Origin of the sequence: Nonomuraea sp. PA05, assembly GCF_008086045.1 — a bacterium.
Classification (GTDB): Bacteria; Actinomycetota; Actinomycetes; order Streptosporangiales; family Streptosporangiaceae; genus Nonomuraea; species Nonomuraea monospora.
Map to the genome: position 1 here is coordinate 303867 of NZ_VSEY01000010.1, position 7121 is coordinate 310987.

The window sequence follows — 7121 nt, forward strand, 5'->3', positions numbered from 1 at the left end:
GCCCACCCACCGCACGTGGCTGGGCCCTGTCCAGGGAGACGCTCCTCCGGTTCACGGGGCCGGGCGCCGTCACGGCGCTCGCTCGACCGTCCGCGTGGTCATCCGGCGGCCGTGGGCTCCGGCGGCTCGGAAACGGCCGGCACAGACGGGGACCCCGGCTCCGCACTCGCGGTCGGCGCAGGCGAGGACTCCGGCACCGCACTCGCCGTCGGCGCACCGGGAATCGGGGACTCCGGCACCACCGCATGGGCCGACGCGTCGGGATGCGGGGACTCCGGTGGCGATCCGGAGACCGAGGGCGCCGGGATGGCGCTGGCCGTCGGCTCCGTCAGGTCGCAGCTCGCATCCCGGCCCGGGTCGACCGTCGCCTCCGGCAGCCGATCCACCACCGAGGCGCTGAGCTGGGACGTCCAGGCCAGCACGCTCCCCTTGGGGGCCTTCGCGCCCTCCTCCACGACCACCTGCCGCTCGCCCAGGTACAGGAACGTCTCCTGGTCGAAGATGAGCTGCTGCCGGCTCCCCTGCGGCGCCCGCGTGGCCAGCGCCACCCCTTCGCGCCCGGACGAGTCCTTGACCCCCTCGATCGTCTGGACCCCGGGCATGGACTTGACCGCCTCGAACAACGCCCGCCGCTGCGCCGCGGGCAGGTAGGTCTCCGTGAGCAGGTTGTGCGCCTGCGTGAACGCGGCCATGTCCCGGTCCACGCCCTTGCCCTCGCCGCCGGCGCTGATCCGGTAGAGGTGCTCGCGCATGGCGGCGGACTCCGCCGGGAGGGTGCCGAGGTAGGCGTAGTCGGTGCGGTGCTCGCCCCGGACGCCCGGGCAGGAGGCGAGGGTGTGCCAGGACGTGCCCTGCCAGTCCTTCGCGGACTCGGGCAGCTCCTCACCGGGCCACGCCTGCGGCTCGCGCCCCTCGATCATCAGCAGGCCGGCGGCGCTGCCGTCCACCGACTGCCAGATCTTCCTGTGCGTGCGGTACAGGTGCCGGGACTCCTCGCCGCCCTTGCCGAGCTGGATCGCCGCGTACATCGTCTCGGACTCGATCAGGATGTACTGGCCGGGCCGCGGGTCCGGCTCGCCGGGCGCCACGCCGGCCGACTGGGTGACCGTGGTGGCCGGTCCAGGGCCTGACCCCTGGTTCGACAGGGCCACGGCGACGCCGCCGACAAGTACGACCGTCACCCCGAACGCGGCGGCGGCCTGCCAGCCCAGCCGCAGGGGGCGGAACCGGCGGCCACCCCGCGCCTCCTGCACCAGCCGCTCGCGGGCCCGCGCCCTGGCCTCGGCCCCGTACGGCGGCGCCTGCGGCCGTCCCTCGGCGAACGCGCGAATCTCGTCATCCATGCTGGGGCTCCTCTGCGAAGGGGTCGGTGCCGCCGAGCGCCCTGCGTACCTTGACGCGGAGCCTGTGCAACCGGGACCGGACGGTGCCGACGGGCACCTTGAGGGCGAGCGCCGCCTCCTCGTAGGTCAGATCCGCCCAGGCCACCAGCAGCAGCAGGTCCCGCTCGGCCGCGCTGAGCCGGGTCAGCGCCCTGGCCAGACGGGGCTGGAGCTGCTCGGCGGTGACCCGGTCGGCGCTGCGCTCGTCGAACGTGCCGGGGCGCTCCGCGCTCACCTTGGCCATGGCCGAGGTGCGCCGCCGCTCCGCCCTGCGGTGCTGGGAGACGACCCTGGTCGCGATCCCGTACAGCCAGGGGCGGGCGTCGGGCCACGAGCGGTCGTAGCGGGCCCGGCCGCGGAAGGCGGCCAGGAACACCTCGCCGGTCACGTCGTCGGCCAGCTCGCCCCCGAGTCGCCGGGCCGCGTACCTGTGGATCTCGTCGGCGTGCCGGTCGAACAGCGCCGCGAAGCTCTCGGGGTCGCCGATCGAACGGGCGATCAGCGCCGAGTCGTCGAGCGTGTCAGGCACATCCTGAACTCCCACCACGTAGCCGGTCCTCTCTCGTGCGGTCACCCTGTTGTTGGCCGCACGTCAGAGGCCGGTTCCCACTATTTCGGCATTCGCCACACCTGCATGCCCTCCGGGGCCGGGTCCGGCTCGAACCCGGCCTCCTTCAGCTCGGCCGCCACGACGTCCGTGGCGGGCCAGCAGGCGGTGCCGTCCACGTCGTCCTCGCTGATCACCACGCCGCGCTGGAGTATCCGGTAGCGGAAGCGCGAGGTGACGCTCTCCCCCTCGGCCGCCAGCACCTGCCCGGCGACCTCGTAGGTGTGCCTGCCGACCTGGTAGGAGCCCATGACGCGCAGGTCGCCCGGCACGGCGGGGGCGCGGTCGCGCCAGTTGAACAGCAGCCGCCCGCCCGGCTCCAGCAGCCTGCGCAGCACCCGCCACAGCGCGGCCCGCTCGGCGGCGGTGAAGCTCTGCAGCACCGAGATCATCACGACGGCCTCGACCGGCTCGTCCACCTCGGCGTCCAGCGCCCCGCACGGCAGGACGGTCACCCTGCGCAGCGCCTCCGGGGCGGTGGCCAGGCGGGAGACCAGCACCGAGCGCATGCCGAGCGACGGCTCGACGGCGTAGACCTCGCCGGGGACGTGGCGGGCGATCAGCTCGGTGATCAGGCCGGTGCCCGCGCCGATCTCCACGACGGCGCCCCGCACGTCCGCGAGCAGCGGGGGCAGCAGCTCGCGGATCGCGGGCACGTGGCCGTCCTCGTGAAAGAGGTCGTAGAAGGGGACGGCCGGTGCGTAAGTGTCCTCGTGCATGGGTTCAGCGTAGGCGGGTGGTGTCCAGCTCCTTGACCACCTCGCCGGTGGAGCCGTACCAGGTGACCTGGTCGGGGATGGTGAGCGTGGCCAGCGCGTTCTGGAACAGCGGGCCCTTGACGATCCGCCAGCGGAACGGCGGGCGCGGGACGCCCGCCAGCCGCGCCAGCAGGCTGCCGACCAGGGTGGCGATCGAGAACTGGGTGAACACGTTGGCCCAGCGCAGCAGGCGGCTGAGCGGGTTGCGGATGGGCGAGCAGACCACCTGGAAGACCGGGCCCCTGTCGGCCCTGGCCAGGTAGGAGTAGTGCACGTCGCCCGACAGGATCACCACCGGCTTGCCCAGCCCGATCAGCAGCTTGGCCAGGTCCTCGAACGAGCGCCGGAACGCGGCCCAGTGCTCCAGGTCGATGGCCTGGCGCAGCGTCTCGGACCACCGGCGCACGATCGGGCCCCACTTGCCGTCGCACAGGGCCTCGTTCCAGTTCTGCACGCCGTGGACGCCCTCGGGCAGCATGAACGGGATCGACGAGCCGATGATCAGTTGCTCGGCGGGCCGCTGCACCTGCTCCTGCAGCCAGGCCCACTCCCCCGGGTCGAGCATCCGCCGGTCGCCCGGCGTGAGCTGCCTGGCGCAGCGGGTGTCCACCATGATCAGGCGGGCGGGGCCGAGGTCGCGGGCGTAGCTCCAGCGGTTGCTGCTCGGCTCGGCGTCGGCCCGCTCGGCGAACTCGTCGAGCGCCGCCCCGCCGTCGCCCGCCATCAGCTTGGCGAGCAGGTCGTCCTCTGCGCGCTCGGCGGGTGAGAGGTTGCCGAGGTGCTGGTAGACCCAGTACGCCCCGAGCCCGGCCACCACCCGGCGCTGCCACCACGGCGTCTTGGCCATCTGCCGGCGCCAGGCGTGCGAGGTGTTCCAGTCGTCACGCAGGTCGTGATCGTCGAAGATCATCGCGGTGGGCACGGTGGACAGCAGCCAGCGGATCTCCGTCTCGGTCCACGCCTGCCGGTAGAGCTCGGCGTACTCCTCGAAGTCGGCGATCTCGCCCTGCGGCTCGCCGCTCCTGCGGGAGCGGATGTAGGCCAGCATGTCGGGCGAGGGGTTGTCGGCGTAGACCTGGTCGCCGAGGAGCAGCAGCAGGTCCGGCCACTCCTCCTCGCCCGCCTCCGGCAGATGCTCGCCGAAGGCGCGCAGCACGTCGTCGCCGTGGCTGCGGACGTGGGCGGCGTCGTGCGGCACGCTCGTCCGGCACGAGCCGAACGCCAGCCGCCGCACCCCTTCAGGGGGCAGCAGCCGGATGCGGCTCGGCGGGCGACCCGCCATGGGCCAAACTTCCTCCCCGTCGAGCGTGACCGAGTACGACGCGATATCCTGGGACAACTCAACGAGATCCACGATCGCGTAGTGGTGTCCGTGCACGGTGAAGGTAGGCGACCGGTAAGACCTGCCGTCCGCCTCTACGGTGACCGTGCAGGGTTCGGCGGTCTCCACCCAGATCGAGGCGCTGTCCGAGTCGACGTATCTCAGCATCGGCCCCACCACCAGTGCGGGCATTCCACTCCTCTAGTTCGTCGATCCGACACACTCTCGCGCAGCTAGCCTGCCAGAGTGGCACGGTCCACAGCACCCTGGTGACCGGCTTGGATTTCTACCAAAACTAGGCAACACCAAACCCCTCGCTCTAGGATGATCGTGACATCAACGCCCAAAAGGGAACGGCAATGGCGCTTTTCCCCACAAAAAGGGCGTACATAACGGGAGGAACTTCTTCCATGAGCATCATGGTGCCGTCAACGACGCCGGCCCTGATCAGCCCGGGCCGCCAGGCCCTCGACTCCGCTCTCCACCAACTCGGCCAGGCCGCCGAGCATCTCGGGCTCGACGACGGGCTCCGCACGATGCTGGCCACGCCGCGCCGCTCGCTGACCGTCTCCGTCCCGGTGCGGCGCGAGGACGGCCGCCTGGACGTCGTCCAGGGCTACCGCGTCCAGCACAACGTCTCGCGCGGCCCCGCCAAGGGCGGCCTCCGGTTTCATCCCGGCACCGACATTCACGAGGTCACCGCCCTGGCCATGTGGATGACGTGGAAGTGCGCACTGGTCGGCATCCCGTACGGCGGCGCCAAGGGCGGCGTGGCCGTGGACCCGGCCGGGCTCACCACCCGCGAGCTGGAGCGGCTGACCCGCCGCTACGTCAACGAGATCCTGCCGCTGATCGGCCCGGAGAAGGACATCCCCGCGCCCGACGTCGGCACCGACGAGCAGACCATGGCCTGGATCATGGACACCTACAGCGTCAGCGCGGGCTACTCGGTGCCAGGAGTGGTCACCGGCAAGCCCATGACGCTGGGCGGCTCGCTCGGCCGCAGCGGCGCGACCTCGCGCGGCGTGCAGATCGCGGCGCTGGCCGCGCTCGGCCGCTCACCCGAGGGCGTGACCGTCGCCGTGCAGGGCTTCGGCAAGGTCGGCGCGCCCGCCGCGCAGTACCTGTCCGACGCCGGGTGCAAGGTCGTGGCCGTGTCCGACGCCACCGGGGCGGTGTACCGCGCCGGCGGCCTCGACGTGGCGCGGCTGCGCGCGTACGCGGCGGAGACCGGCGGCGTTCGGGGCTTCCACCAGGCCGACGCGCTGTCCCACGACGACCTGTTCGAGCTGGACGTGGACGTGCTCGTCCCGGCCGCGCTCGAAGGCGTGATCACCGAGGCCAACGCGCCGAGGATCCGCGCCCGCCTGATCGTCGAGGGCGCCAACGGACCCACCACGCCCGAGGCCGACGAGATCCTCGCCGCCAACGGCACCACGGTGGTGCCCGACATCCTGGCCAACGCGGGCGGGGTGATCGTGTCGTACCTGGAGTGGGTGCAGAACATGCAGGCGTACGCGTGGAGCTCGGGAGAGATCGAGCTCAAGCTGCGCGACCTCATGCTCGGCGCCTTCACCGAGGTCAAGTCGCTGGCCGCCGAACGCGGCCTGACGCTGCGGCAGGCGGCGCATGTGATCGGCGTGGGCCGGGTGGCCGAGGCGCACCGGATGCGCGGCCTCTACCCGTGAGCGCGACTTAAGTAGCACGGGGCTCGCCCAAGGTCGGATGCCGGGGCGGGCCCCGCGTTGCGAGGCTGGACGCATGAGAGGGATCATCAACGTCGTCGCCGTGATCGCCGTCATCCAGGGGATCGGCGGGTTCGTCGGGCGGATGTGGTTCGACAGCGAGTGGGGGTTCCTGCACCGGCTGGTGGAGCTGCCCCTGCCCGGCTACCTCGGGGTGGCGGTGGCCGGGGTGGTGGCGCTGATCTGGGCCGACACCGCCAAGAAGCGCGACCAGAGCTGAGGTGCCGGATGCGCGGCTCGGCGTAGTGCTCAGATGCGCAGTTCGGCGTGGCGCTCAGATGCGCAGTTCGGCGTAGTCGAGTGCCTCCATGAGGCTCTCCAGGTCGTGCATCAGCCGCTCGGTGCGCTCCTGCCCGAACGCCAGCGCGATCACCCCCTGCTGCTCGGCCACGGTCCCGTCCACCCGCGCCAGCAACTCGGCCCCGCGACCCGACACGAACACCGCGACCCGGCGCCGATCACCCTTCGACGGCCCCCGGTAGACCAGCGCGCGGTCGATCAGCCGGTCCACGGCCTTGGTCAGCGTGGGATGCGGCATCAGCACGGCCTCGGCCAGCTCCCCCATCGACTCGCCCCGCCCGTCGGCCAGCGCGCGCATGATGCGCCACTGCTCGACCGTCACGTCCTCGCCGGCGAGCACCGCCGCCAGCCCTCGGTTGACGCTCCGCTCCGCACGGCTGAGCAGGTAGGCGAGTGAGGACCCGAGCCCAGAGGTCGTCATGGTGAGGTCCTTTCGTCGGGGGGCTAGAAGGGAGGATACTCGTCGGCGTGGCGGCGACAGTCGATCCTCTCGAAGCGCGGCTCATGCCTTCGGACGCGGTCAGGATCGCCCTGATCGTCCCCGTGTCCGGGGTGCTCGGCCTGATGGGCCCGTGTGCGATCAACTGTGCCGTGCTGGCCGCCGAGGAGGTCAACGCCCGTGGCGGCGTGCTGGGCAGGCCGGTCGAGCTGGTGCTGGTCGACGGCGGGCGGCCCGCCGCGCAGGTCGCCGCCGAGGTGGCCGGGCTGGTGCGGTCGGGCACCGTGCGGGGCGTGGCGGGCGCGCACGCCAGCGACGTGCGGGTGGAGGTGGTGGCCGCGATCGCGGGGCGGGTGCCGTTCGTGTACGCGCCGCCGTACGAGGGCGGCGGCCGGGCGCCCGGCGTCTACTTCCTCGGCGAGACCCCCGACCGGCAGCTCGCGCCGGGCATCGAGTGGCTGGGCGGGCCCGCACCGGCCCCCCCCTCGGGGCTCCTGGGGGACCGCCGCCTCTCGGCCCGCCCGCCGCACGCCCGCGCCCCCCCGCGGGCCGGCGCGGGGGGCGGGAGA

General features: G+C 72.6%; 8 protein-coding genes. 3 read left to right on the forward strand and 5 right to left on the reverse strand.

Features of this window, described 5'->3' with window-relative positions:
* Nucleotides 1-98: 98 nt before the first annotated feature.
* The 4 genes from FXF51_RS18570 to FXF51_RS18585 all read right to left on the reverse strand — a co-directional run bounded on the left by FXF51_RS18570 (nucleotide 99) and on the right by FXF51_RS18585 (nucleotide 4260).
* Nucleotides 99-1343 carry a CU044_5270 family protein gene (locus FXF51_RS18570; RefSeq protein WP_148435735.1) on the reverse strand — a complete coding sequence of 415 codons (1245 nt, stop codon included), beginning with the start codon at nucleotides 1341-1343 and terminating at the stop codon, nucleotides 99-101.
* Complete coding sequence (locus tag FXF51_RS18575) at nucleotides 1336-1911, reverse strand: RNA polymerase sigma factor (RefSeq protein WP_262379619.1); 576 nt, start codon at nucleotides 1909-1911, stop codon at nucleotides 1336-1338. The genes FXF51_RS18570 and FXF51_RS18575 overlap by 8 nt, the downstream gene beginning before the upstream one ends.
* 80 nt (nucleotides 1912-1991) lie before the next feature.
* The gene (locus FXF51_RS18580) at nucleotides 1992-2708 is read right to left on the reverse strand and encodes a class I SAM-dependent methyltransferase (protein ID WP_148435737.1); all 717 of its coding nucleotides are present in this window, start codon (nucleotides 2706-2708) and stop codon (nucleotides 1992-1994) included.
* A 4-nt stretch (nucleotides 2709-2712) separates the two neighbouring features.
* Entirely contained in the window at nucleotides 2713-4260 is a 1548-nt protein-coding gene (locus FXF51_RS18585; RefSeq protein WP_187414436.1) for an alkaline phosphatase D family protein, read from the reverse strand.
* A 218-nt stretch (nucleotides 4261-4478) separates the two neighbouring features.
* Here FXF51_RS18585 and FXF51_RS18590 point away from each other — a divergent pair, with 218 nt between their 5' ends.
* On the forward strand, nucleotides 4479-5756 hold the full coding sequence (locus tag FXF51_RS18590) for a Glu/Leu/Phe/Val family dehydrogenase (RefSeq protein ID WP_148435738.1): 1278 nt from the start codon (nucleotides 4479-4481) through the stop codon (nucleotides 5754-5756).
* Nucleotides 5757-5829: 73 nt separating this feature from the next.
* On the forward strand, nucleotides 5830-6033 hold the full coding sequence (locus FXF51_RS18595) for a hypothetical protein (protein WP_148435739.1): 204 nt from the start codon (nucleotides 5830-5832) through the stop codon (nucleotides 6031-6033).
* A gap of 54 nt (nucleotides 6034-6087) precedes the next feature.
* Here the strand turns inward: FXF51_RS18595 and FXF51_RS18600 are convergent, their stop codons facing one another.
* A complete protein-coding gene (locus FXF51_RS18600) occupies nucleotides 6088-6534 on the reverse strand; it encodes a MarR family winged helix-turn-helix transcriptional regulator (RefSeq protein ID WP_148435740.1) in 447 nt (148 codons plus the stop codon).
* A gap of 47 nt (nucleotides 6535-6581) precedes the next feature.
* On the opposite strand from FXF51_RS18600, the gene FXF51_RS18605 reads away from it, so the two are divergent.
* Nucleotides 6582-7121, forward strand: a 540-nt coding sequence (locus FXF51_RS18605) for an ABC transporter substrate-binding protein (RefSeq protein WP_262379620.1), incomplete at its 3' end; no start/stop codon positions are given.